Genomic DNA, 26097 nt, shown 5'->3' with positions numbered 1-26097 from the left:
TATACATAAAATTCTTATGTATAAGATTCTTATGTATTATTTTTTTCATAATAGATTTTTATTCGTTTACAGCTTCACTATTTTTACAAAAAATAAAATTATGGCTCACTTTCATAAACTATCTATAAATAATATATCGCGTCAAACCGATAAATGTGTAACGCTAAATTTTTCTATTCCAGAAAATTTAACTGCTAATTTTAACTTTACAGCTGGACAATATATCACTCTTAAAACTACTATTAATGGGGAAGAAATACGTAGAGATTACTCTTTATGTTCTTCACCAAAAAGTGGAAATATTACTGTTGCTGTTAAAGAGGTTGAAAATGGTACATTTTCTAAATTTGCAAATAATGACTTAAAAGAAGGAGACACATTAGATGTTGCAGAACCGCAAGGACGTTTTGTTTTTAGCCCTGAAGCAAACAAATCTAGAACCATTGCAGCTTTTGCTGCTGGAAGTGGAATTACACCTGTTTTGAGTATTGCAAAAGCTGTATTAGAACAAGAACCTAATAGTACTTTTGTATTAGTTTACGGAAATAAAACCACTAAAGACACGATTTTTTTAAATGAATTATTAGAGCTGCATCATCAATACAAAGAACGTTTTGATATTCAGTTTATATTTAGTCAATCTCAAGAACCTGATGCTTTATTTGGACGTATAGAAAAAAGCACTGTAAACCTTATTGTTAAAAACAAATACAAACACACAACTATAGATGCTTTTTACCTTTGTGGCCCAGAAGCAATGATTTATACTGTAAAAGATGTATTAATAGAAAATAACATTGCTGAAACCTCTATTTTCTTTGAGCTTTTTAAAGCTGCAAAAGCAGAACAAGCTATCGCTAGTTCATCTCAAACGGGTGAAACAAATATAAAAGTTATAGTAGATGACGAAGAAGCAAACTTTGTTATGTCTCAAAAACACACCATACTTGAAGCTGCTTTAGATAATGATTTAGACGCTCCTTATTCTTGTCAAGGTGGCATTTGTAGTAGTTGTATTGCTAGAATTACTGACGGTAGTGCTACCATGCGTCAAAATAACATTTTAACGGATAGTGAGGTTGCAGAAGGCTTAGTATTAACCTGCCAAGCCCAACCAACAAGCGCATCCATTACTGTTGATTATGATGATGTTTAAAAACCTCTTAAGCATTTAATCGGTTTTTATTGCTTTTTATCGAATTGATAAGATTATTTACAATTAACATATCTCTAAAACATAACTACAAACCTATATTTGAAACGGTTTATAACACAATAATTTGTTAGTTTAAGGGATAACATTAATATTTTGAATGGTTGTTATAAATATAATGCCTCACTTAACCAGTGAGGCATTTACTTTTATATAAGTACATCTTTTTATTTCTATTATAAGATAGACTCAATTTTATTTATAATTGTTTCTGGAGTAATAGTTCTAGCTGCTTCTTTATAATCATCAGGATATTTATTTCCATAAATAGATGTAGGAATTAATGGAAACTGATCTCTACTAGCGGTAATAGCATAATCTTTGGGTTGGTTAAATGGAGAAAAGCCTGCAAAAGGATGTGTAACATTCCAAATAGTAACTACTTTTTTTCCTAGCATAGCGGCAATATGCGCATTGCCAGAATCCATAGATAACATAACATCTAAATTTGAAATAATATCGAGCTCTTGGTTTAAATCATATTTCCCGGCTATATTAATAGTATTATCGTAAGTCTTCTCGTATTTATTTAAAATATCGACTTCTTTCTTACCACCGCCAAATAGCAAAATTTTATTTTTTTTAGAAAGCGCTTTAATTACATTCTCCATTAAATCTAATGGATACATTTTAGATTCGTATTGAGCAAAAGGGGCAATACCTATCCAATTTTTATTGTCTTTACCAATAAATTCTTGTGTTTTGGATTCTATTACAACTCTTTTAGGAAATGTTGGGTTTGATAAATCAAGATCAAAACCTAAAGCTCTAAAAACATCTGCATATCGTTCATGAGTTGTTTTTAGTTGATTAAATAATTTACCTTTAGTTAGTGCTTTCTTTTCTGCTCTACCTTTATTAACCTGCTTAAATGGTTTTCCTATAAAAAACAGTTTAAGAATTTTAGTTCTTAATACATTGTGCAAGTCTGCAATAACATCTATATTTTGTCTCTTTAATGTTTTAGATAATTTATAAAGACCAATAACTCCTTGATATTTTCCTTTTAAATCTGCATCAAACACTTCAACATTTGGTATATCTCTAAAAAAAGGAATAAAAAAAGCACGCGTTAAAACCGTTAGCTTAACTTGTGGATATTGCTTAGAAAAAGCACGTAAAACAGGAATAGACATTGCGACATCTCCCATTGCTGAAAGACGAATGACTAAGATGTGTTTTGATTTTATAGACATCTTAATTTTTAAATGAGATCTAAATTACACTTAAACACTGCTTAACACCTGTATTTAGTATAACTAGTTATGTTATTTCTGCCCTCGTAAAACAGGGTTTAATTCATCGTCATTATACATTTTCATTTGCTTATACACTTTCATATACTTATCACCTTTACTAATATCATCTAAAAGTGTATCTATTGCAGTAGATAAGTCTACACGCTGTTCTAGTAAAATATCTAATTTTTTTTGGCAAGCCGCTCTATGCGAATCTGAAGCATCTTTACGAGTTGCTTCTTCTTCCATATGATATACTTTTAATGCTAAAATAGACAGTCTATCTACACCCCAAGCTGGGCTCTCTGTATTAATAGTGGCATCACTTTTTGCATTAACATCATTATATTTTTCAAGAAAATAACTATCTATATATTCTACCATATCTGTTCTGTCTTGGTTAGAAGCATCGATTTGTCGTTTTAATGTTAAAGCAGCTACAGGATCAATTTGCGGGTCACGAATAATGTCTTCATAGTGCCATTGTACAGTATCTATCCAACATTTTCTATATAACAAATGCTCTAATAAGTTTGACTTCTCATCATATTTGTTAGTGAAAGGTTGATCTACAGTATTAATCTCGTGATATTTTGCTATTACATCTTGAAAAATAGCATTGGCTTTACTTGAAAACATATTCATTTATTTTAAGACTGTAAAACTACGTATAAATATTTAACTTTACCATTTAACACCTAAGATTACCTATAAATGCATATTCATAATATAAACGAGCAAAATTCAATTTTAAATACTTTTATTTCTGAAATTCGGGATGTCGACATACAAAAAGACAGTATGCGTTTTAGAAGAAACATAGAACGTATTGGAGAAGTTTTAGGTTATGAAATGAGTAAATCTTTTAACTATCAGACTAAGAAAATAGAAACTCCACTGGCAGAAATTGAATTAGAAACCTATGAGAACGACATTGTACTCTGTTCAATTTTACGCGCTGGAGTACCTTTACATAATGGTTTATTAAACTATTTTGACAAGGCAGAAAACGCATTTATTTCTGCTTATAGACATCATTTAGAAAACCCTGAAACATTTGAAATTATAGTTGAGTATTTGGCTTGCCCTAGTTTAGAAGGCAAAACATTAGTATTAGCTGACCCTATGATTGCTACTGGCCAATCGTTACTTGCCACCTTTGAAGCTTTAAAACCTTTTGGTACTCCTAAAGAGATTCATTTAGTTGCTGTTATAGGTGCCCAAGAAGGAGTCGATTTTGTGAAGGAACAGTTTCCTGAAAACACTCATTTATGGATTGCCGCTATAGACAAAAACCTTAATAGTAAAGGTTATATTGTGCCTGGTTTAGGTGATGCTGGCGATTTAGCTTTTGGGAGTAAATTACAGCAATAACAGTACAAAAGGGATTACTATAAGTAAAATAAAAAACAATTCTTTAAACCACTTTTCTTCTATCGTTTCTATATAATTTGAGATAATAATTGCTAACGGAGAAAATAAAAATAAGAATTCACTACCGTTTTTATTAGGCGAAATTATCATGATGATACCAGCTACAATAAAAATTATGAAAATTATTTTATAAGAAGGTCTAAAAGTTTTCTTTTTCTTTTTTATATCTCTTAAATAAGAGACAGATGACCACAATCCAAAAGATAAAAACATTGTAATAGCTACAATAAATTGTATTGAATTATATGCACTTAAGTCAATACTAAAACTTGGATCTATATGAAGTGCATAAAAGAAACTATCATTAACTATTAAAGAATAAGCTATTGATACTATTATAATTGCTATTAAGCCAAGCATTGGAATTATCCACTTTTTCATTTCACTTTCTGCATAAAACAGTAATGCAATAAAAGCTATTGGAAAAAATAAAATGGCCCAAAAATGAAAAATCGAAGCTAAGCCTATTAAAAACCCTGCATCAAAAAGCTTTTTATTAGTATCTTTTTGCGTTCCTAGACTAATAAGTCTTCGTAAGGCTAATAAAATTAAAAAATTAGATAATACAATTCTATAGTTTAAAAAAACTTGAGGAGTCGTTAATAAAAAAAAAGAGAAGAGTATTACTTCGTAAAAAGCTGTTTGAGATAAAGAGTTTTTGTTTACTATAAAATCTAAAAGTAAAATAGAGAACAAACAACACACATAACTAAGCCCAATAAAAACATAATCTCTTGTTAATAACTCTACTTTATTAAACTTATATATAGCTATAAAAAGTGTTAAAACAGAAATAATAAAAACGATTGAAAAATTAATCGGTTTAGATTTACTGAAAATACTTGTAATCATTATTGGTTTTTGTATTTTTGCCTTATAAATATACTACTATGTTTAAAATCATAGTCCTATAGTTTATATTTTTAAATTATGATGGTGAAAAAAATCACCACTAAAAAATAATATTAAGATGAAAGAATTTTTTTATGCCATTCAAGACTTATTTGTAAACGTATTGTTTGCACCATTTGATGCTTTAAGAGCTTTAGAGCTAGACAGTTGGTTTGCTGCAAACTTTATGTCTTGGTTTTTTACAATTATAGGCTCGGTAGCATTTGTATACTGGATGCTACAATTAAAGAAATTTAATGACAATAATGAAGAAGATAAAAGCATCTCTTCACATTCATACCTATAAATCGAAACCAATATCTTTTCGGTAATTCATCTTATCAAAATGTAGTTTTTCTATATTTTGATAAGATTTTTTTATGGCCTCTTTATAGGTTTCCCCATAACTTGTAATAGCCATAACTCGTCCACCAGATGTAACTATATCTCCATCTTTCTCTTGTGCTCCTGCGTGAAAAACAATAGAATCTTTAATATTTTCTATTCCAGAAATTATTTTTCCTTTTTCATAAGCTTCAGGATAGCCACCAGAAACTAACATTACTGTTGTTGCAGCTCTATCATCAATTTCTATTTCAATAGCATCTAATGTTTGGTTTGCAACAGCATTAAACACATCTACTAAATCATTTTTTAAACGCGGTAAAACAACTTCTGTTTCTGGATCACCTAATCGAACATTATATTCAATAACAAAAGGATCTTCTCCAACTTTTATAAGTCCTATAAACACAAAGCCTTTATAAGGTAAGTTATCTTTTTGAAGTCCATTAATTGTTGGAATAACAACACGATTCTTTATTTTTTCCATGAACGTCTCATCTGCAAATGGTACAGGTGAAATAGCTCCCATTCCTCCAGTATTCAATCCTGTATCTCCTTCTCCAATACGCTTATAATCTTTTGCAGTAGGTAAAATTTTATAATTTTTACCATCTGTTAAAACGAAACAACTTAATTCTATTCCGTCTAAAAACTCTTCAATAACAACTTTAGTACTAGCATTACCAAATTTAGCATCTACTAACATTGCTTTTAATTCTGCTTTTGCCTCTTCAATATCATCAAGAATAACGACTCCTTTACCTGCTGCTAAACCATCAGCCTTCAATACGTAGGGTGGTTTTAATGTTTCTAAAAAAGCATAACCATCATTAACATTTGATGCATTAAAACTTTGATAAGCTGCGGTTGGAATATTATGTCTAAATAAGAATTCTTTAGCGAATTCTTTACTACCTTCTAATTCTGCTGCTGCTTTTTGAGGCCCAATAACGGCAACATTTTTAAGAGCATCGTCTGTTAAGAAAAAATCATGAACACCTTGTACCAAAGGATCTTCAGGACCTACAACGACCATTGAAATATCGTTACTTAACACGGTTTCTTTAATAGCATTAAAATCTGTAACACTAATTGAAATATTAGTAGCTATTGTTGCTGTTCCAGAGTTTCCCGGTGCAACAAAAAGTTTCTCGCACTTACTGCTTTGTGCAATTTTCCAAGCTATAGTATGTTCTCTTCCTCCAGAACCAAGTATTAAAATGTTCATTGTTGTTGTTGTTTGCGCAAAAATAATTATTTACTTTACAAAAACATATTTATACCTTTTTCTTTTGAATTTATTTGACATTAGTTTAAAATTTAATGGCTTTCCTGTCAAGAAAGCTAATCGTGTTTTTAATAATATTAATAAATTAAATAATGAAGATTTTATTAAATACTTAGAAAAGCAGAAAAAGGATATTGTTAATTATCATTTAAATAACAATCTTTTTTATAAATCTTTAGCAGAAAAAATAAATATAAACGACTGGAGTTCTATTCCTATACTCACAAAAAAAGATTTACAACAACCTATAAATAATAGATTGTCTAAAGGTTATACTAAGAAAAACTGTCACGTTCATAAAACTTCAGGTTCATCTGGAACTCCTTTTATTTTTGCAAAAGACAAGTTCTCTCATGCGTTAACTTGGTCTGTTTTTAAAAATAGATTTAGTTGGTATAATTTAAATATTAATACCTCTAAACAAGCGCGATTTTATGGCATTCCTTTAAATAAAAAAGGCTACTATAAAGAACGTTTTAAAGATACTTTAGCGAATCGTTTTAGATTTTCGGTGTTCGATTTAAGTGATAACCAGTTAGAAAAAAACCTCAACAAATTTAAACGTACTTCTTTCGATTACATTAATGGTTATACAAGTTCTATTGTTCAGTTTGCAAAATATTTAGAACGTAAACAAATCGTTTTAAAATCTGTTTGTCCAAGTTTGAAGGTTTGTATTGTAACTTCCGAAATGTTATATAAAATCGACAAAAACCTTTTAGAGAAGCAGTTTGGAATACCAATAGTTAATGAATACGGCGCAGCAGAGTTGGGTTTAATTGCTTTCCAAAACACATTAAATCAATGGTTAATAAATAGTACAGATTTATATGTTGAAATTGTTGATGAATCTGGAGCTATTTTACCTTATGGAAATGTTGGTCGAGTAGTAATTACTTCATTATATAATAAAGCTCATCCTTTTATTCGCTACGATTTAGGAGATATTGGTATGCTTTCTAAAGATAGCACATTACAAAAACCTATTCTTGAAAAATTAATAGGGAGAACTAATGATATTGCTATTTTGCCTAGTGGAAAAAAAGCTGCTGGTTTAACATTTTATTACGTTACAAAAACAATTATTGAAGATAAATCTAGTGTAAAAGAGTTTATAATAGAACAATTAGAATTAGACACTTTTAAAGTGAGTTATGTTAGTAGCGAAGTCCTTTCTAAAGAAAAATTAAAAAAGATAAAAGCTGCGTTTGATAAATACTTAGAGTCCAATTTGACTGTTAAATTTGAAAGAAAAGAAAAATTAACTCGTGCAAAAAGTGGCAAACTAAAACAGTTTATTTCTCATCTATAGAGATTATTCGTTTAGATTTTACAAAAAAATGTTCATATAAAAATACCAACATTCTGTAGCAAGATTTTAGCGTAGAAAAACCCAGTCCTTTTTTGTATACTAAGTAATTATATTTTAAAAGAGATATTTTGTTAGAAGATATGGATCCTTTACGAACACGATAATATGCTAAAGACTCTTGAATGCTTCTAGCAGGTTTACCTGATTTTTTTATAGCAGCCAGCCAAAGTAACCAATCTTGCCTTTTTCTTAAATTAGGAGTCGTTATTTTACCTAAAGTCTTAGCATTATATATTCCTGTTAGGTTACCAAGATAATTTGTTTTTAATAGCTTTTTATAGCTTAAAATAGGCAATGCCTTAACTAATATATTAAGTGGCTTGCTGGATTCGTCTATTTGCTCATAACTGCAAAAACAAACATTACAATTTTCTTCATGCATAAATTGTATTTGTTTCTCTAGTTTTTGAGGTTTCCACAAATCATCTGCGTCTAAAAAGGCAATAAAGTCACCTTTAGCTATATTTATACCATTATTTCTTGAAACTGCAGCGCCAGAATTACTCTTATTTTTTAACAGTTTTATGTTTTTATGTTTTAAAACAAGCTCTTGTATAAGTTCTACTGTTTTATCTATGGAGCAATCATCGACTAGAATTAGTTCCCAATTTTTATAAGTTTGATTTAATATACTTGATATCGTTTCTGTAATAAATGATTCAGAATTATACAGCGGTGTTATTATAGAAACGAGTGCTTTCAATATAAATATTAATAGGCTTGTTTTTGCCCTTTAAAAATATGGCTTATGGTTTGAAATATAATCTTTATATCTAATAATAATGACCAGTTTTCTATATAAAATATATCGTATTTTACTCGATTTATAATGTCTTCATCATTTTTTATCTCTCCACGATATCCTTTAACTTGAGCTAAACCGGTAACTCCTGGTTTTACATTGTGTCTAAAAATGAAATTATATTTATCAATTTTTTTTGAATATTCTTCAGTATAACTTAACATATGTGGTCTTGGGCCAACTACAGACATGTCTCCTATTAGTACATTTACAAATTGAGGTAATTCGTCAATACTGGTTTTACGAATAAACTTCCCTATTTTGGTTACTCTACTATCATTTTGTTTTACATAAGTGCCTTGTACCTCTTTAATAGTTTTTAGTGATCTAAATTTAAAGCAATTAAACTCTTTATAATTTATACCATTACGTTTGTGTTTATAGATAACTGGACCTTTAGATTCTAATTTTATTACAATAAAAAGGATAACATAAACCCAAGACAATATAAATACAATTATAAATATTGAAAAAACAACATCGAAACTACGCTTAAGAAACTTATTGGTATCCTCATTTAAAGATACTTCTTGTATAGATAAAACAGGTAAATAGTTGTAAAAATCTGTCTTTAATCTTTTAGTAAATAGTTTTTTTGTGTTTGGAATAAATTTAATGTTGCAATGATTAATATTAGCATACTTAACATAATCATTAACCTCTTTCTCTGTTAAATCATCAATTGCACAATAAATTTCATCTATATTTTTGTGATTTTCTAGAAATTCAAAACTATCTTTAATACTAGTTTTATTACCTTTTCCAGTGTTAAACTTTTCTAATAAATTATAACCCAATTCTTTTTTGTTTTTAAAAATAGATTCTAATTCTTGGGCTCCTTGAGTATTTCCTATTATTACAACATGTCTTACATTTCCACTAAGATAGGAACGATAAGATTTTAACATATAATAGCTAAAAAGTTTTAAAAGACTAATACACGAGAAAGTATATAAAAGGTACTTTAAAGTTACAAATGCTTGAACATTAATACTTCTAAACACACCTATAAAAGCATAGACAACAATACTAAACAAGAAGAATTGTTTTACTAGCAGTGATAAAATATTTAATGCTGAAGTATAACGATAAACATCATAAAATTTTATAAAAGAGGTTGTTATTAACCAAAATATAATAGTATAAATAATATATAGTAAGTGCTTATTATTAAAAAAAGCTGAAGAGAAAAAATAAAGATTTTGATCATTAAAATTAAAATAGTAAAACGCTAAAATATTAATGACCGTAAGGTCAAAAATGATAAGAAATGGCCTTAATAACCAAGAATATCTTCCGCGTTTATATTCCATTAATTATTTGTTATTATAACTAGAAAAATCTTTGTGGTCGCTTCTATAAAGTTCTTCTTCACTTAGGTTTTTAAAATAATCAAAAGTAATTTTCATGCCTTCTGCTCTATTTACTTTAGGTTCCCAATCTAATAATTTTCTTGCTAGAGAAATATCTGGTTGCCTTTGTAATGGATCATTAACGGGTAAATCTTTATAAATTACTTTTTGTGTTGTGCCAGTTAATTTAATTATTTCTTCAGCAAAATCACTAATACTTATTTCATGAGGGTTTCCAATATTTACAGGAAAAGCATAATCACTCATTAATAATCTATAAATACCTTCTATTTGATCATCTACGTAACAAAATGAACGTGTCTGCGATCCATCTCCAAAAACAGTAAGGTCTTCTCCTCGTAATGCTTGGCCCATAAAGGCAGGAATTACTCGACCGTCATTTAATCGCATTCTAGGTCCATAAGTATTAAAAATACGAACAATACGTGTTTCTAAACCATGGAAACGATGATATGCCATTGTTATAGACTCTTGAAAACGCTTGGCTTCATCATAAACACCTCTTGGACCTATGGTATTAACGTTTCCATAGTAATCTTCAGTTTGAGGATGTACTAATGGGTCTCCATATATTTCAGATGTTGAAGCTATTAATAACCTTGCTTTTTTAGCTTTTGCTAAACCTAATAAATTGTGAGTTCCTAGTGATCCTACTTTTAAAGTCTGAATTGGTATTTTTAAATAATCTATTGGACTTGCTGGTGAAGCAAAATGAAGAATGTAATGTATATCGGTTTCAATTTTTATAAACTCTGTAACATCATGTTTTATAAAACTAAACTTTGAGTTGTTTTTTAAATGCGCAATGTTTTTTTCATCTCCAGTAATAAAATTATCCATACCAATAACTTTAAAACCTTCTTTAAGAAAGCGGTCACACAAATGTGACCCTAAAAAACCTGCTGCACCTGTAATTAAAACTGTTTTACTCACTTATCTTCCTATTGAAATATATTTATAGCCCTCATTTTTAACATCTTTAACATCATATAGATTTCGACCATCAAAAATAACTTTCTCTTTCATTTTCGCTTTCATTTGTTCAAAATCCGGTGTTCTAAAAATACTCCATTCAGTACAAATTACTATAGCATCTGCATTATCTAAAATATCATACATAGAGTTTCCATAATTAATTTTATCGCCTAGTTTTCTTCTTACATTAGGCATTGCTTCCGGGTCGTAAGCTGAAATATTACAACCTAAATCTAATAAATTATCAATCATATAAAGCGCTGGAGCTTCTCTTATATCATCGGTTTCTGGCTTAAATGCTAATCCCCAAACCGCAATATTTTTACCTTTTAAATCATTATTAAAATGAGCTTCTATTTTAGGGATTAAAACTAGTTTTTGTCTTGCATTTACATTAATTACAGCGTCTAATATTTGAAAATTATAATGGTTGTCTTTTCCAGACTTATGGAGAGCTTTAACATCTTTTGGAAAACAAGAACCACCATAACCAATACCTGGAAAAAGAAAACGTTTTCCAATACGTGAATCTGTTCCCATTCCAATTCTCACTTTATCTACATCTGCACCAACTTTTTCACAAAAGTTAGCTATCTCGTTCATGAAGGTTATTTTTGCTGCTAAAAACGCATTAGAAGCGTATTTTGTTAATTCTGCAGACTTTTCATCCATTATAATTATTGGATTACCAGATCTTACATAAGGTTTATACAGTTTTTCCATTAACTTAATGGCTTTATCACTATCTGCTCCTACTACTATTCTTTCTGGTTTTAAAAAATCGTCAACAGCAAAACCTTCCCTTAAAAATTCTGGATTAGAGACAACGTCAAAATCCACATTGGCATGTTTTGAAATTGCAGCTTTAACTTTATCGGAGGTTCCCACTGGCACTGTACTTTTGTCTACAATAACCTTATACTCTTTAATTAGCTTTCCAATGTCGTTAGCTACCCCAAGAATATATTTTAAATCTGCTGATCCATCTTCATCCTCAGGTGTTGGTAAAGCCAAAAAGATTATATCTCCATGATCTATACCTTCTTCTAGGGATGTAGAAAACTTTAAGCGGTTTGCTTTTATATTTCTATCAAATAACACATCAAGATGAGGCTCGTATATTGGCACTTGCCCTTGTTGCATTTGTTTTACCTTTTCTTCATCTATGTCAATGCACAATACATCATTACCTGTTTCAGCTAAGCATGTGCCAGTAACTAAACCAACATATCCTGTACCAATTACCGCTATTTTCATCTATTGATATTAATTATTTTAAATGTTTTGAGAAGATTAAAATTATATTGAAAAAGTTTTATACAATTTTTTTGTCTAACCTTTCAAAATCAGAATTCATGCTTAAAAACTCAGGAACTATCTCCTTCATTTTTAAAACTATTTCTGCTTTAGTTCCTTCTTGAGCTATAATTGCTAAATCTAAAATCATTTTATTTACAATATCATAATCATGACTGCCTATTTTTGCTATCATAATTTTTTCATTGTAAGTAGGTAACGTTTCAGATTTATCATTCAGCAATTCTTCATATAATTTCTCACCTGGTCTTAGACCAATTACTTTAATATCTATCTCTTTGTATGGCGTGAAACCTGCTAACCTTATTATTTTCTTAGCAAGGTCAATAATTTTAACCGCTTCTCCCATATCAAAAATAAATATTTCACCTCCATTACCCATAGCACCTGCTTCAATTACTAATTGACATGCTTCTGGAATAGTCATGAAATATCTAATAATGTCTGGGTGTGTTATTGTTAAAGGACCTCCTTGCTCAATTTGTTTTTTAAACAAAGGAACAACAGAACCATTTGAACCTAATACATTACCAAATCTTGTTGTAACATATTGTGTTTTAGATTTATTTTTACTTTGTAATTTTCGTTGTAATGCTTGAACATATATTTCTGCTATACGTTTCGATGCTCCCATAACATTACTAGGGTTTACAGCCTTATCTGTTGAAACCATAACAAACTTTTCTGCTTTATATATATTAGCTAAATCTGCAATGTTTTTAGAACCAATTACATTTGAAAAAATGGCTTCAGAAGGATGTCTTTCCATTAAAGGGACATGCTTATAGGCGGCAGCGTGATAAACAACGTTAGGTTTATGTTCTTTAAACACTTGTTCTATAACTTCTCTTTTTCTTACATCTGCTATTATTGCTTCAAAAGCTAAATCAGGAAAACTTGTTTTTATTTCTAATTGAATGCGGTATAAAGGCGATTCTGCTTGATCTAATATTATTAGCTTCGTTGGGCTATAATTTGCTACTTGCCTTACAATTTCACTCCCTATTGATCCAGCTCCACCTGTAACGAGAATACATTTATTATATATTTCTTTTGCTACTAACTTATTATCTAGCTTTATAGGTTCTCTTTCTAAAATATCTTCTATTTGAATTTTTTCTATTTGATTAGAAAGACTTTTATTTGCTTCTATATCAGAAATTAATGGTGCTCTAAAAACCTTGAAATTATATTCTAAGCAATTATCAATAAGCGCTATACTTTCATCTTTTGTAAGATTGTTATCTGCTATAATCAATGCTTGAGCTCTATGAGCTCTTAAAGTAATAGCTATTTTACGGTGCAAGTATATAATTGGTAATCCTAGGATCTCCTTACTCTTATTTTTATCATCTTTATCAACAAAACCAAGTACTTTATATCTAGATGGTTTTTCTGATTTTAATGCACTTGCAATAGCTATCGCGTTTTCATCTGTACCATAGACTAATACATTTAATTGATTTTCAGAATGTTGATAATTTAAATAAACTTCAAAAACTTGTTTTACTAATATTCTAAATAAAAACAATCCACAGAATGAAATAATTGAATAAACTAATATTTCAGGAATAACAAATATACTTTCTCTAGAAAATAAAAAATAAATGTAATGAATACCTAAGGTCGTAATTAATGTCGCTGCTGAGGCCAAAAAAAACTTAACTGCATCTATAAATGTAGAATGTCTAATTAAACCCGCATAAGTTCTAAATAAAATGAAAAACATTACATTAACAAGAACCACTATAAGTTCTTGACTAGTGGGCAAAAAAGAAAAATAATTAATATTTTGAAGGTTACTTATAATAATTTTAGTAACCACCAATGCTATTAACAAAATAGTAGTATCAAAACATAATATTGCCCAACGAGGCAAATAGTTTATGTTTTTAAAATCTATCTTTTTACGACTAGATTCTAATACTTGAAATATTGCTAGTTTTAATTTTCTAAGCATTTGTATAAAATAATTATAGAAAGCAAATATCTTAATTATAATTACAATATAGAAATATAAGAGTAGTTTACTCTTAATATATCAAGAATTATTCTTGTTTTAATTTACTTATTACATTAGCAATTCTCTGTAAATCTGCTTCTTGTAAGTTTGATCCACTTGGCAGGCATAATCCTGTTTTAAATAAAGTTTCGCTCACATTAGAACCATAATATGGTGCTCCTTTAAAAATTGGTTGTAAATGCATAGGCTTCCATAGAGGGCGAGTTTCTATGTTATTCTCCAGCATTAAATCATATAATTCTTTCCTTGTAAAAGGTGCCTTTTCATTAATTATAATGCAACTTAACCAATGATTAGAAAAAATTTCATTATTAGATTCTTCTAAAACGGTTACTCCTTTTACATCTGAGAAAATAGATTTGTAAAAAGCATTCATTTTACGTCTTAGATTTATATGTTTATCTAATACTTCCATCTGTCCTCTTCCAATTCCAGCACTTATATTACTCATTCTGTAATTATATCCCACTTGAGAATGCTCATAATGAGGCGCTTGATCTCTAGCCTGTGTAGCTAAAAATATTGTGTTTTTCTTCTTTTCTTCAGTATTACAAACCATTGCTCCACCACCAGAGGTTGTTATAATCTTGTTTCCATTAAAAGATAATATTGAATAATCTCCAAATGTGCCACATTTTCTTCCTTTATAAGTCGAGCCTAAGGCTTCTGCTGCATCTTCAACTACAGGAATATCATATTCCCTTGCAATAGTCAATAACTCGCTTGTTTTAGCTGGCATCCCATATAAATGAACTATAATTATAGCTTTAGGTCTTTTTCCTTTAGCTATTCTATCTTTAATTGCTGCTTCTAAATGAATAGGACACATATTCCATGTCTCATTTTCACTGTCTATAAATATAGGCTTAGCTCCTTGATATGTAATTGGGTTTGCTGAGGCAGAAAATGTCATACTTTGGCATATAACTTCATCGTTTAAACTAACTCCTAATTGAACTAAAGCTAAATGAATTGCTGCGGTACCAGAAGACAAGCATGCAACATGTACATCTTGATCTAGATAATTTTCTAAATCATTTTCGAAACCTGTTACATTTGGTCCTAAAGGTGCTATCCAGTTAGTATCAAACGCTTCCTTTATATAGTTTTGCTCAGTGCCACCCATATGTGGTGATGAGAGCCATATTTTTGGATTCATAAGTATTTAAATTAATGTTTTAAATATATATTTTATGTCGTTAAGCAAAGTATAGTTTTCTATATATGCTTTATTTATTTCAACTTTTTTAGGCCAAATAATTGTGTCATTATAATTTTTTGGATCTTGTTGCTTTTCTAATATTTCTTCTTCATTTTTAAAATGAATAGATGCTGGTCCAGTAATACCAGGTTTTATTGTTAATATTATTCTATTTTCACCTTCTAATTTATTTGCATAACCTTCTACATCTGGTCTTGGTCCTACAAAACTCATATTTCCAATAAGTACGTTTATAATTTGAGGTAATTCATCCAATTTAAATCGTCTTATAAATCGTCCAATCTTAGTTATTCTTTTGTCTCCTTTAATTGTAATAGTTGTATCATTCTCATTTTCTAAAGACTTCATTGTTCTAATTTTATAGATTTTGAATGGTAAACCATTTAAACCTATTCTCTTTTGAACTATTATTCCTGGCTTTTTTGTGTCTAAAAAACTGATAATGAAAAGTAATACAATAATCCACCAAATAAAAAAGAACAGTATTATTGCTAGAATAACATCGAAAGTTCGTTTTACTATTTTCTGATTTATACTTAACACTTTAAGTCATTTAGTTTGTTATTTATTTGATTTAATAAATTTAGCGGGAGAACCCACAACTACTGAAAAATCAGGAACATCCTCTATTACTGTGGATCCAGCTCCAATAACACACCATTTTCCAATTTTCACGCCAGGTATTACATTAGCTCCTAAACCAACTTGCGTACCTTCACCAACACTAACATTTCCTGCTAAAGCTGCATTAGGTGAAATATGCACAAAATCTTCAATTTTACAATCATGTTCTACAATAGCAGCCGTATTTATTATACAGTGTTTACCAATTGTAGAATTGGGGTTTATTACTGCATTAGCCATTACAACTGTTCCTTTTCCTATAATAACATCTAATTTGGATATTACAGCTTTAGAGTGAACTGCTGTTATATAATTTACTAATAGTGATTGGGCTATTTTCTTTCTTATTTTATTATTGCCCACAGTAATAATTGCCTCCTTTTTCTTTTCTTCTGGTAAGACATTAACTATGGGAATATTATGTATAAATTTTTCTAAAATAAAATCGTCATAAACACCATCTATTTTATAGTTTGTTGAAGATAAAATAATGTCTATTACTACTCTTGCGTGTCCGCCTGCACCATATAAAAACATATGCGTAATTTTAGTTTTTAAAAGCCTCTAATTGCTGTATTGAATTAATACCAACAATTGTAGTTAAGACTTTTTTATTGGTACTAATATAAGCTAAACAGCTTTCAATACTCTTTTTTATATCTTCAGAATTTTTCAATAATTCTCCAGCAAAGAAAGGACGTATGGCTATAAAAGGAGCTTTTTTAGCAAATTTTGAATAGTCTTGCTCTTCTTTATTTAAATAAGATATAATACCGTCTATTTCGTTTAACTCTTCAACAGCATCAGCAAACGGCACTGAATATGGGAAACTAAATACAGATTTAATCTTGCCTTTATCTTTTAGCTTTTTTAAAACATCTTCAATTTCTTCTTTATATTCATAAAGCGTATTTAGCCTATCTTTATCGTTTATTGGTTTAGATCTTAATAACCATTGCAAAACATCTATTCTTTCAATATCTAAAACTTTTAATTCTTTATCTATTCTTTCTTCTAATAGTTTTGCTGAAAAAGTATCGTCTTCAAAATGCGGTGCAGAAAGCTTAACAATATGTTTTACTTTATTAGCACAATTAGATTGTTTTAAAGCTTCTGTATATAAACCATAAGAGCTATATTCTACTGAAGAATGATGTGTGTCTATTCCAATAGAAAAGGCTGCTTCAATTAAATTTGTAATCTCTTTAGTACTTAATGATTTATCAAAAAACCGCATAGTACCTAAAGTAATTTCACTTAAGTTTAAAGTGGATTTTAGTTCTTCCACTTAAAACCTGTTTTCCAAATAAATCTATCGTTTGTTTTTTCAACTTCATAAGAAGTACGTCCATGTAACACTAACTCATCCCACCAAAGCACTGCTTCTCCAGGATTTAAAGTCACTTTCTCAACCATATGCGAATGTGCTACATAGTTTTGAAGAAAATCGAAAAACTCTTTATTTAAAGCCTTATTTTCTTCAGTTTCATCTTTATCTACACAGTAATAGTTATAATTAAAGTGCACTTGCCCATCTGCTTTAAAGTCAATTATTTTTTCTGTACGCTGTTCATCTGCTTTTTTGTATCTAACATCTGTAGTTTTTAATCGATGTAGTAAATCTGGAGCGTTTTCCTCCATGTATTTTAATAATACAGTACTATCTATAAACGTGGTTGCTCCTCCTTTTACTGCTTTATTGATACCATAAAACATCATTACATCGGCAGGATTAGAAATATATGATTCATCAGTATGTAATGGTTGAGCATTTTTACTATGTCGATAAGCGGCTAAATCAGGAATATCTGCATCATATCTTATCTCCAACCATTTTTCATGTGTTTGTTCGCCACCTTTTGTAAAGTCTTCTCCAATGTTTATAGGGTCTCCTAAATTATCTACAAATACATCATAAAATGCTCTTAAATCTCCTAAATACCATTCTGGAATCACTTTAATCACTTTATGTTTTGCTAATGCTTCTTTAACTGTTTTTGCAGCTTCCAAAGGATTATTTGTTCTTAATTTCACATCGGTTATAAATTCCATTCTCTCTAATTTTTTCCGTTAAATTTTACTGTTGTGGCTTCTCCTGTTTGATTAACATCTGTAGGTTTTACAATTTTAAGCAAAGTTAAAAAAAGTATTTTAATATCTAGTGAAAAGCACTGTCTATCAACATACCATATGTCTAATTCAAATTTTTGTTGCCAACTTATATTATTTCTACCATTTACTTGTGCCCAACCTGTAATTCCTGGTTTTACTTCATGTCTTCTTTTTTGGTAATCTGTATATATTTCTAAATACTCAGACATAAAAGGTCTTGGCCCCACCAAACTCATTTCTCCTTTTAAAACATTTATTAATTGTGGTAGTTCGTCTAAAGATTTACTTCTAACAAAGTTTCCTACTTTAGTTAATCTAACATTATCGGGCAATAATTCTCCACTAGCATCTTTTTTGTCATTCATTGTTTTAAACTTAATGACATGAAAAATTTTATTGTTTTTGCCACCTCTTGTTTGTGTGAAGAAAGGTTTACCATTGTTACTTATAAATAATAGAACAATAAGGATTATGAATATTGGAGATACCATTAACAAAATCATTAATGCTGAAAAAAAATCAAAGAACTGTTTTACAAAAGATTTATACATATTCTACTTTTTTGCCACTTTAATTAGATTTTTAAGGTACTTAATCGCCAAACCTTTTCTTTCAAAATGAAGTTTAGCATAATTATAACCATTTTCTCCATATGATTTATAATCTTCAATATTGGCAATGTAATTTTTAATCTTACTGGCGATATTTTCGGCATTTTCTGGTTCAACACAAATACCACACTTAGCATCTTCTATTAACTGCTTCGATACGCCTTCAATTGCTAATAAAACAGGTTTCTTACAAGACATATAATCAAACGTTTTATTAGAGTATATGGTTTTAAATGTGTCTACTCTTTTTAATACAGATGCTCCCATATCTGAAGCTAATATATACTTAAACACTTCTGCTTTAGATACTGGATCACGAAATATAACATTATCTATTTTTCGTTTTAAAACTTCTTGCTGAAGCATTTCCTTTTGCATTCCAGATCCAATTAATTGAAATACAACATTTGTATCTGTTAACTTTTCTGCAGTGTCTACTAATTGAATTAAATGGTTTGCAACACCATGAGCGCCTACATAGGTTATAACAAACTTGTTTTGTAAATTTAATTCTGATTTAAATTTATTCGCATCAAATTCTTTTTGAATAGTTTCTGCTAAATTAAAATCAGCAGCATTTGGTATGAATAATATTTTATTTTCTGGAACCTTTTTCTTTTCTATTAAAGTCTCTCTAAATGCTGGTGTTAAAACATTAATTAGTTTTGCTCTTTTATAAATAAAACTTTCAAACCAGTACGCGAATTTAATAATTGCTTTATTTTGTAAAACGCCTGTATCTATTGCCGATTCGGGCCATAAGTCTCTAATTTCAAAAACAAAAGGAGTACGTTTTAAAATAGATAAAACATAAGCAGTAATACCTACAAAAAGAGGCGGTGAAGTCACGACTATAATATCAAACTTACCTCGCACTTTAAATAAACCAGCATAAATACTAGAAAACACAAACGAAAAATAGGCCCAAAGGCGTCCTAAAAAATTTACATTATAACTTTCTGAAACGTGACACCTATATACATCTACACCTTTGTAGAACTGTTTATCTGTATGGAAATATTTTCCTTTGTAGCGTTCATTTTTTTTTCCAGTTGCATAGTGAACCATACCTCCTAAAACACTAACTTCATGTCCTTGGTTTGCCCAAACTTTAGTCATTTCATTAAAACGAGATCCACCTCCATCATTTTTTTCTAAAAACGCGTGATGAATTAAGAGAATGCGCATATATTACTTATCAATTTTTATTGTAGTTCTAAAACTATTTTTATTGGTTGCAAAAGTAAACCTTATTGATCTTTCTTTTACACCATAATAACCAGAAAACCATTTTTCTTCTATTAAAGGTTCTAATTTACGATTATCTACGTCAAAAGCATCTATTGTAATAGTATCTTCAAAGTCTGGATTTATGTGCCAATATTGATATATTGTTTTATTTTTAGCATTTTCTATAACATCTACAACTTCCCATTTGTTTTCACCTATAACTTTAGTAAAACTTCTATTATGGTAAATGTTATTAGCTATACTTTTAAAGGCTCTTATTTTCCCTTGAAATTTAAAAAAGTCTCTTTCTTTAGTTAATTTAGCTTGTGCTTCTTTTACCCAATTATACCAAATAAAACGACTCCCTTTTAACATTTGATTTTCACCTGATACACTAACCGTATTATGACCTTCACAACCGTTAAAATAATTAATAAACTCTTTTTTTGTATTATATTTATAAGAACCAGAATCCCTTAAAATATTCTTTCCGTTTATCCAAATATCTAAATGTAAATTATCACTTTGAAATGGCCTATCTTTATATTTTCCACATCTAATAAATGTTTTTACATCTTGATCTTGTATAATATAATATCCTCCTTTTTTGAAACTATTTATCGTATTAGGAGGAATATAATCGACTACATCCACTTTATTTAAACCATACCAAAACGCACTTTCGTTTTTAGTGTAGGTTTTCTTTTCTAAGACTGATCTTAAATCATTTAATTGTGATTTATAATTTCTAAAATCATCACTTGTAAACTTAAAAAACAGTGCGCCATCATTAGACCCATAATTTGGAAGTTTTCCTGAAATAGGATCTAAACATGTGTCTAAAAAGTTTAATGATTGTGTTGCTCTATTGTATACAATAGGCTTAAATTTCTCTTTATTTAGTTTTGAGAGCTGCAATGCCCATGTTAATAACTGCACAACTACACGATGATAATTCATAGAAAACTGAAGAAATGTTCCGTCTTCGTATATTTGGTATTCTACCTCCTGTTCAAACCATTTTTTCCCTTTTGTACTCCATTTTTTTGTATCAGAAATAAATGGAAAAAGTTTATTAGAAAGATATAACGTAAGGGTTTCTGTTATAGCGTGATTATTTCTTACTGCTATTCTTGAAAAGTTAATGTTTTTGTATACATGATGCAATTGCCAATATATAGAGTTTATTATTTTATTAAACAGACTATCGGTTAAACACTCTGAATCTTTATAATAATACAACACAAATATCCAGTTTAAAATCCTTAAGCTTGTTTCCTGACTACATTTATAATTAGGGCCTTGATTGATTGGGTTTTTATCTATAAAACTTTCTATTTCATTAAAAACCAATTGCGATTGGTCATCTTCAAAATGATAATCATAACGAATAATATCATATAAAAAAGAGAATCTTGCTTTTTCCCAAACAAACTTTATATCTCCGGCTTCAGTAGAAATATCTTGAATTTCTGACCAATGTTTAGAAATATCATATTTGTAATTTGTTACTGGGTTTGTAATCCAATCGTATTCTTTCCCTAAATCATATTCATGTTTACTAAAAAAGGTAAATCGTCCTTTTTTTATATTTTCGAAAATATCTTTTAATTTTTCGTCTTTATCTTTTGTAAGATTATGAATATCCTTTCCATAGAAAAAAAACGCAGGTAAATTATTTTTCCATTCTTCTAAAGAAATAAACTTTTTAAATTCAGGGTTAATTGGAAACGCCTTTTTTTGCCAACCTAATTTTGTCGAAATTGCGTAATATATTCTAAATAAAACATATCGCAACCCCATATTATTAATAAGATTGGAAAGTAATTTTATTTTTTGAATCATATCAAAATTTTAAATTCTATAAGACTATTTTACCTCAACCCATTCTCCAGATTTAAGACTTTCTATTGCCGCGAAGCTAGCCTTTGTAACATTGATTAACTCATCATAAGGAATTAATTCTACACTTCCTTTTTTAAGTTCGCTCAAAATAGTTGCGAATTGGTTTTTGTGCCCTTTATCTAATTTTGTTTTTAACTTCGAGAAGCCTTTAGTTCCATAGCCTGAAGTTTTTATGAAATTATCCATTGTTAACGTTTTTTCTTGAGAATACACTTCTAAACGTTCTTTTGAATATGATTTAGCACCATTTGAGAAATAATTAATTACACCTGTTGATCCATTTTCTAATTTAACTAAAATAGAAGCATTATCTGTATTCTCTTCAGGGTTTTCACCTAATGCGTTCATACAAACAGCTTTAATTTTACTTCCTGTTAAGTAAACTATTAAATCTAAATAATGGCAAGCTTCACCTATAATTCTTCCTCCTCCAACTGCCATGTCATGAACCCAAACATTAGCAGGAATTGCTCCTGCGTTCATAGTCGCAATAACATTCATAGGAGAGTTGCCTATTATAGATTTCATTTTTTGTGTATGTGGAGAAAAACGACGGTTAAAACCAATCATTAATGTTCCCTTACTGTCTTTGTATGCTTCTTCTATATTTTGAAGTTCTTCAACATTTAATGCTAAAGGTTTTTCTACAAATACATGTTTGTCTTTATTTAAAGCTTTTACCACCATATTGGCGTGTAAATTATGCCTAGTAGTAATCATTATTAAATTGACATCATTGTCATCTAAAACTAAATCATAATCTGTTGTGCTTTGAGCTATATTATGTTTTTGAGCTAAAGCAGTTCCATTTACACCTCCAGAAGAAACAATATGCTTTATTTGAGCATCTGTTCCTTTTAAAGCTGGTAACAATGTCATTTTAGTAAAGTTCCCAGCTCCTATTAAACCTATTACACCTTTATTGGTCTCTAATTGTTTTTTATTTACAACAATACTATGTTCTGGAACATTATTCTCATTATATTTAATTATGGATGCAATAGATTTTGATTGCCCTATATTTCCATATATTTTATCGTATTCATCTAATGGAATAATTTCTGAGACTAATTCTTTAACCTTTAATTTACCCGTTTCTATAAGTTGTAGAACTGTTTCAAAGTTTCTTTTTTCCGTCCAACGTACAAATGGTAGAGGATAATCGATACCTTTTTGTTCATAATCATCATCATATCTTCCTGGACCATAAGAACATGATACTTGAAAACTTAATTCTTTTTCATAAAAATCTGCTCGAGAGATATTTAGCCCAATTACACCCACTAATACGATTCTTCCACGTTGCCTACTCATATTAGCAGCTTGTGATATAATCTCGTTTGTTTTAGCTGAAGCAGTAATAATTACTCCATCTGCTCCAACATTATTTGTGTTTTCTAAGACAAATTTTACAGGGTCATTTCCTTTTAATGGGTTGAATGCTTTAACCCCTTTAGATTTTGCTATTTCTACTTTAGCGTCATCTAAATCGTATCCTATAACCTTACAGCCATTAGCGATTAGCATTTCGGCAGTTAACAAACCTATTAAACCCAAACCTATAACCACAATAGTTTCACCCATTGTTGGTCTAATTAAGCGAATACCTTGTAAACCTATAGCTCCAATTACTGTAAAAGCCGCTTCTTCATCTGTTATATTATCTGGAATATGAGCTACTAAATTTTGAGGTATACAAACAAATTCTCCGTGCTGTCCATTAGAAGCTACTCGATCCCCTATTTTAAAGCTTGAAACACCTTCACCGACTGCAATTACTTTACCTACATTACAATAGCCTAACGGCAATGGTTGTTCTAGTTTATTAAAAACAGTTTCTAAGGTAGGCATCAAACCTTCTGCTTTAATTTTATCTAAAACCATTTTAACCTTATCTGGTTGTTGTCTGGCTTTTTGTATAAGTGATGCCTTCCCAAACTCTACCAACATACGTTCTGTACCAAGTGATACTAAACTTCTTGTGGTTTGTATTAACACTTGTCCTCTTTTAACTTTTGGTGCTGGAACATCTGCAAGTTCAGTATTACCTGTTTTAAAAGACTGTAATATTTGCTTCATATAAAATTTTATCCTTTTAAATATTCTTGCAAAGGTAATTATTCAAATTATATTATTCATTGTCATTTACAACCATAACTTTATTAATTACTATATATAATAATAATGTTGCAGTAACACTTAGTAATAAACCTCCTCCTAAAAAACTTGTTAGAAAGAGAGTAAACACTAATCGCCTTTTTAAATTATCTAAATTTTTATAAAAAAAAGTTTTAATGAAGTAATAGTAGAAAAGCAAACCAAATATTCCCAAAAAGATATATAAATCAAAAGCTTCAAATTCTACTTTATATTTATTAAAATCTATACCTCCAAATATAAAGTTATATGTGTCCCAATTAGCTTTTATATAAATTATAACATTTTTAACTAAATCACTCCTTGTAGATGTGAGTGTTGATAACAACCCCTTTTCTTGATATATTCTAGTCCAAAAAGATGAATGACTAATTAAATAACTAAAAATCTTTTTGTTAAATATTATTACAATTAATCCTAAAACAGGTATTATAACTCTAAAAAACTTCTTGTATTTGACTTGAAATAGTAAATGCATACATATTAATAATGCTACAAACAAAAACATTTTCTTTTGTCCTAACACTAAAATTGTTGCAATAAAAACAGCTACTTTAATAAGATTGGTTTTACTTTTATTTAGTGACCAATAATAGTAGTTGTAGATTATTGCTATACAATAAATAAACCCAGCTTCTTCAGGTTTAGAAAATAAGCCAGCATAACCAAACCTAGGTGTGCTTTCATAAGATTTAAAAATATTGATTTCAAATAATATTCCGAATATAATTACTAAACAGTTAATGAATAATAATACCTCTAAATAGTTATATCCTTTTTGAAAAGATATACTCGGAATTTTAATGCTATTTAAAAAAAGTATAAATATTAATATATAAAGATATCTATTAAAAAAATAAATATTACCTCTAGAAATATGATACATAAAATCATAAGAACTAGAGTCTATATTTATCTGACTAATAATAAACAAAATAATAATTCCAATTGTAACCTTATGAAGTCTTGATAATGATTTATAATTAAATATTATGACTAAGGACATAATTATTTGAAAGACTAATTTAAAAGCACCTGAATATCTATAGAAAGAGAACAATGATAGTTTATAAACCACGCTTGTAATAAAGTCACTTACTAATAAGCCTATTATTAAAAATGGTATAATTTTATCTATATTCTTTCTTATTAATTGCACTATCTTAACTTAATTTTAAACCTTTTCTGTAAATAAACCCAACATAGAACAAAAAAGAAAAAGCCATAACCTAAAAGTGATCTCGCAAAACTAGCTTGAGATAGATAATAGGCAAAAACAAAACAAAATATTATAAAAACAAGATTAACAGTGTTTTTCTCAAGTTTATTTAATAAAACATCTAAACCTCCAATAAAAAACCCAAGTGTAATATTACCTATAATAAGTCCGTAATAACCAAAAGCACCATAAAAATCCATAATTGAATTTATAGCTAAAGTTCCTTTTTTTTCTCTCCAAGAAAAATGCTTAAAAAGCTCTTGCGTATCTAGAAATACTTCATATCTAAATATTTTCCCTAATGTCCCTATATTTCTAATACCATAATGACTACCAACATCAGGGAAATATGACACATAAAAAAATGAAGGAATAGATAATCGACCAAAAACTCTAGTCAATGCTACTTCTGTTAATGTCGAAACACCTTGAAAAATACTTTTAAATTGATAAGTTGTCGAACTGTAATATAATAACATTAATAAAATAAATAAATAAGACCCATACAAAATAAAACGCCTCCGAATAATTTTTTTATCTTTTTTTGCGCTCCTTCTTTTTGTATTGCTTCTTTTTGTGTTCCTTTTAAAAATGAATGTTGCAAAAATCAGACATAATAAGAATAGTATTAATGGTCTTTTTTGAAAGAGAAGTAGGATTAAAATACAAGATGTAATTAAAAGTGTAAAAAACACAAACTTATTAAATAAACTATTTTTATTTATCGCTAAATATAAAGATATAAT

24 protein-coding genes are annotated in these 26097 nt (G+C 29.0%); 4 read left to right on the top strand and 20 right to left on the bottom strand.

What is annotated here, in order from left to right:
- Positions 1 to 100 precede the first annotated feature (100 nt).
- Positions 101 to 1156 carry a ferredoxin--NADP reductase gene (locus Q0997_RS01495; protein WP_299883733.1) on the top strand — a complete coding sequence of 352 codons (1056 nt, stop codon included), beginning with the start codon at positions 101 to 103 and terminating at the stop codon, positions 1154 to 1156.
- 233 nt (positions 1157 to 1389) lie between these two features.
- Here the strand turns inward: Q0997_RS01495 and Q0997_RS01490 are convergent, their stop codons facing one another.
- Together Q0997_RS01490 and Q0997_RS01485 are read right to left on the bottom strand one after the other, a co-directional pair.
- Entirely contained in the window at positions 1390 to 2409 is a 1020-nt protein-coding gene (locus Q0997_RS01490; RefSeq protein WP_299883731.1) for a glycosyltransferase family 9 protein, read from the bottom strand.
- A 72-nt stretch (positions 2410 to 2481) separates the two neighbouring features.
- On the bottom strand, positions 2482 to 3090 hold the full coding sequence (locus Q0997_RS01485) for a DUF4254 domain-containing protein (protein ID WP_299883729.1): 609 nt from the start codon (positions 3088 to 3090) through the stop codon (positions 2482 to 2484).
- A gap of 75 nt (positions 3091 to 3165) precedes the next feature.
- Between Q0997_RS01485 and upp the strand changes: the two genes are divergently transcribed.
- Complete coding sequence (gene upp, locus Q0997_RS01480) at positions 3166 to 3825, top strand: uracil phosphoribosyltransferase (protein WP_299883727.1); 660 nt, start codon at positions 3166 to 3168, stop codon at positions 3823 to 3825.
- Here upp and Q0997_RS01475 read toward each other — a convergent pair.
- Positions 3814 to 4737, bottom strand: coding sequence for a DUF6427 family protein (locus Q0997_RS01475; protein ID WP_299883725.1), 924 nt, complete (start codon positions 4735 to 4737; stop codon positions 3814 to 3816). The two genes, upp and Q0997_RS01475, sit on opposite strands and share 12 nt — an antisense overlap.
- Before the next feature lie 118 nt (positions 4738 to 4855).
- On the opposite strand from Q0997_RS01475, the gene Q0997_RS01470 reads away from it, so the two are divergent.
- Positions 4856 to 5083, top strand: coding sequence for a uracil phosphoribosyltransferase (locus Q0997_RS01470; RefSeq protein ID WP_299883723.1), 228 nt, complete (start codon positions 4856 to 4858; stop codon positions 5081 to 5083).
- Here the strand turns inward: Q0997_RS01470 and purD are convergent.
- The gene (purD, locus tag Q0997_RS01465; protein WP_299883721.1) at positions 5078 to 6349 is read right to left on the bottom strand and encodes a phosphoribosylamine--glycine ligase; all 1272 of its coding nucleotides are present in this window, start codon (positions 6347 to 6349) and stop codon (positions 5078 to 5080) included. The genes Q0997_RS01470 and purD overlap by 6 nt on opposite strands.
- A 64-nt stretch (positions 6350 to 6413) precedes the next feature.
- Here purD and Q0997_RS01460 point away from each other — a divergent pair, with 64 nt between their 5' ends.
- The gene (locus tag Q0997_RS01460) at positions 6414 to 7721 is read left to right on the top strand and encodes a phenylacetate--CoA ligase family protein (RefSeq protein WP_299883719.1); all 1308 of its coding nucleotides are present in this window, start codon (positions 6414 to 6416) and stop codon (positions 7719 to 7721) included.
- Here the strand turns inward: Q0997_RS01460 and Q0997_RS01455 are convergent.
- The 16 genes from Q0997_RS01455 to Q0997_RS01380 all read right to left on the bottom strand — a co-directional run bounded on the left by Q0997_RS01455 (position 7705) and on the right by Q0997_RS01380 (position 25830).
- Complete coding sequence (locus Q0997_RS01455; RefSeq protein ID WP_299883717.1) at positions 7705 to 8484, bottom strand: glycosyltransferase family 2 protein; 780 nt, start codon at positions 8482 to 8484, stop codon at positions 7705 to 7707. The genes Q0997_RS01460 and Q0997_RS01455 overlap by 17 nt on opposite strands.
- 8 nt (positions 8485 to 8492) lie before the next feature.
- Positions 8493 to 9896: an exopolysaccharide biosynthesis polyprenyl glycosylphosphotransferase gene (locus Q0997_RS01450; RefSeq protein WP_299883715.1), complete on the bottom strand. Its 1404-nt coding sequence runs from the start codon at positions 9894 to 9896 to the stop codon at positions 8493 to 8495.
- A gap of 3 nt (positions 9897 to 9899) precedes the next feature.
- On the bottom strand, positions 9900 to 10889 hold the full coding sequence (locus Q0997_RS01445; protein ID WP_299883714.1) for a UDP-glucuronic acid decarboxylase family protein: 990 nt from the start codon (positions 10887 to 10889) through the stop codon (positions 9900 to 9902).
- Positions 10890 to 12188 (bottom strand): UDP-glucose/GDP-mannose dehydrogenase family protein, encoded by a 1299-nt coding sequence (locus tag Q0997_RS01440; protein WP_299883712.1) that lies wholly within the window; start codon positions 12186 to 12188, stop codon positions 10890 to 10892.
- 58 nt (positions 12189 to 12246) lie between these two features.
- Positions 12247 to 14208 carry a nucleoside-diphosphate sugar epimerase/dehydratase gene (locus tag Q0997_RS01435; protein ID WP_299883710.1) on the bottom strand — a complete coding sequence of 654 codons (1962 nt, stop codon included), beginning with the start codon at positions 14206 to 14208 and terminating at the stop codon, positions 12247 to 12249.
- A gap of 88 nt (positions 14209 to 14296) precedes the next feature.
- On the bottom strand, positions 14297 to 15430 hold the full coding sequence (locus tag Q0997_RS01430; RefSeq protein ID WP_299883708.1) for an aminotransferase class I/II-fold pyridoxal phosphate-dependent enzyme: 1134 nt from the start codon (positions 15428 to 15430) through the stop codon (positions 14297 to 14299).
- Positions 15431 to 15436: 6 nt separating this feature from the next.
- A complete protein-coding gene (locus tag Q0997_RS01425) occupies positions 15437 to 16036 on the bottom strand; it encodes a sugar transferase (protein WP_299883706.1) in 600 nt (199 codons plus the stop codon).
- Positions 16037 to 16054: 18 nt separating this feature from the next.
- Positions 16055 to 16654, bottom strand: a complete 600-nt coding sequence (locus Q0997_RS01420) for an acetyltransferase (RefSeq protein WP_299883704.1) — start codon at positions 16652 to 16654, stop codon at positions 16055 to 16057.
- Between the two features lie 10 nt (positions 16655 to 16664).
- Positions 16665 to 17405, bottom strand: a complete 741-nt coding sequence (locus Q0997_RS01415) for an aldo/keto reductase (RefSeq protein ID WP_299883702.1) — start codon at positions 17403 to 17405, stop codon at positions 16665 to 16667.
- A complete protein-coding gene (locus Q0997_RS01410; RefSeq protein WP_299883700.1) occupies positions 17393 to 18169 on the bottom strand; it encodes a TauD/TfdA family dioxygenase in 777 nt (258 codons plus the stop codon). Before Q0997_RS01410 ends, Q0997_RS01415 begins: the two co-directional genes overlap by 13 nt.
- A gap of 5 nt (positions 18170 to 18174) precedes the next feature.
- Positions 18175 to 18780, bottom strand: a complete 606-nt coding sequence (locus Q0997_RS01405) for a sugar transferase (RefSeq protein ID WP_299883698.1) — start codon at positions 18778 to 18780, stop codon at positions 18175 to 18177.
- 3 nt (positions 18781 to 18783) lie between these two features.
- Positions 18784 to 20028 carry a glycosyltransferase family 4 protein gene (locus Q0997_RS01400; protein WP_299883696.1) on the bottom strand — a complete coding sequence of 415 codons (1245 nt, stop codon included), beginning with the start codon at positions 20026 to 20028 and terminating at the stop codon, positions 18784 to 18786.
- Between the two features lie 3 nt (positions 20029 to 20031).
- Entirely contained in the window at positions 20032 to 21915 is a 1884-nt protein-coding gene (locus tag Q0997_RS01395; protein WP_299883694.1) for an alginate lyase family protein, read from the bottom strand.
- Positions 21916 to 21939: 24 nt separating this feature from the next.
- Positions 21940 to 24054: a bi-domain-containing oxidoreductase gene (locus Q0997_RS01390; protein WP_299883692.1), complete on the bottom strand. Its 2115-nt coding sequence runs from the start codon at positions 24052 to 24054 to the stop codon at positions 21940 to 21942.
- Positions 24055 to 24106: 52 nt separating this feature from the next.
- The gene (locus tag Q0997_RS01385; protein WP_299883690.1) at positions 24107 to 25138 is read right to left on the bottom strand and encodes a hypothetical protein; all 1032 of its coding nucleotides are present in this window, start codon (positions 25136 to 25138) and stop codon (positions 24107 to 24109) included.
- A gap of 152 nt (positions 25139 to 25290) precedes the next feature.
- A complete protein-coding gene (locus Q0997_RS01380; protein ID WP_299883688.1) occupies positions 25291 to 25830 on the bottom strand; it encodes a hypothetical protein in 540 nt (179 codons plus the stop codon).
- Positions 25831 to 26097 lie beyond the last annotated feature (267 nt).

It is taken from the genome of uncultured Lacinutrix sp. (genome assembly GCF_947500325.1).
Classification (GTDB): domain Bacteria; phylum Bacteroidota; class Bacteroidia; order Flavobacteriales; family Flavobacteriaceae; genus Lacinutrix.
This window is presented reverse-complemented; position numbering and strand designations above follow the sequence as displayed.